This is a genomic window from Burkholderia sp. DN3021, assembly GCF_049805555.1.
GTDB classification, from domain to species: domain Bacteria; phylum Pseudomonadota; class Gammaproteobacteria; order Burkholderiales; family Burkholderiaceae; genus Burkholderia; species Burkholderia pyrrocinia_C.
In genome coordinates, this window is record NZ_JBNCAB010000230.1 from 1 (window position 1) to 1,274 (window position 1,274).

Annotated in this window: 2 pseudogenes; both read left to right on the forward strand. The window is 58.3% G+C overall.

The features are described 5' to 3' along the window. Positions 1–83: 83 nt before the first annotated feature. Positions 84–539, forward strand: a pseudogene (locus ACPUER_RS36745) (IS256 family transposase); the annotation flags it as partial. A 64-nt stretch (positions 540–603) separates the two neighbouring features. After that, a pseudogene (locus ACPUER_RS36750) lies at positions 604–1,184 on the forward strand (transposase); the annotation flags it as partial. Between the last annotated feature and the right edge of the window lie 90 nt (positions 1,185–1,274).

Genomic DNA, 1,274 nt, shown 5'->3' on the forward strand with positions numbered 1-1,274 from the left:
TGTACACCTGTCCATCAAAAATTCTAATGGACACGATGCTCCTTGCTTTCGATGGCCGCCTTCAAGATGACTTCGCCGGGGGCTTACAAACGATGTATCCGGTGGTGTTCTTCGACGCACTGCGGGTCAAGATCCGCGACGACGGCGTGGTCAGCAACAAGGCCGTCTATCTGGCCTTGGGTATCCAGGCCGACGGCCAGCGCGACGTGCTGGGGCTCTGGATCGAGCAGACCGAGGGGGCCAAGTTCTGGCTCAAGGTGTTCAACGAACTGAAGGCGCGCGGTTGCCAGGACATCCTGATCGCCGTGGTTGATGGTCTAAAAGGGTTGACCGAGGCCATCGGCGCAGCCTATCCGCGGACAACCGTTCAGACCTGCATCGTGCATCTGATCCGCAACAGTCTCGAGTACGCCAGCTACAAGGACCGTAAGGCGCTCGCCGCAGCACTGCGCCCGATCTATGCGGCCGCCAGCGAAGAAGCGGCAAAGCAGGCGTTACAGGACTTCGCTGATGGCCCGTGGGGCGAGAAATATCCGACCTGTAGTGGTCTAATGAATCCGGACACTGATTTAGGCGAAAATGTTCGCCATGAAGAGGTGTCTGATGAGCAAGCAACGACGTACGTTTTCCCCGGAGTTCAAACGGCAAGCCGCCTGCCTGGTGCTCGACCAGGGCTATAGCCATATGGAGGCGAGTCGCTCAGTCGGCGTCGGCGAGACGGTACTGCGTCGCTGGGTGCACCAGCTTCAAATGGAACGCCAGGGCGTCACGCCGCAGGGCAAGGCAATCACGGCGGATCAACAGCGTATTCAGGAACTCGAGGCGCGTATCGAACGCCTCGAGCGTGAGAAAGCCATTTTAAAAAAGGCTACCGCGCTCTTGATGTCGGAAGGCATCGAACGTACGAAGTAATTGATCAGATTGGCGCAAGCGAATCGGTCGAACTGATCTGCGCGGTATTCGACGTATCACGTTCCTGCCTGTATGCGTACCGTGAGCGCACCCAGCGCATTGACGCTGAGCGCATGGCACTGCGTAGCCGGATACACGAACTGTTCGTCGAGAGCCGAAGCTCTGCTGGCAGCCGCAGCATCATGGGCATGATGCGCGAGGAAGGTACGGTGATTGGTCGCTTCAAGGTCAGCCGCTTGATGGAAGAACTTGGACTGATCTGCAAGCTGCCGTTCCACAAGATCGGCAACATCCTCAACGTCATGCCCAAATCGCAGCACGGCAAGGCCAAGGCGGCGCTCGCAGAGATCTGGAACGCTGCG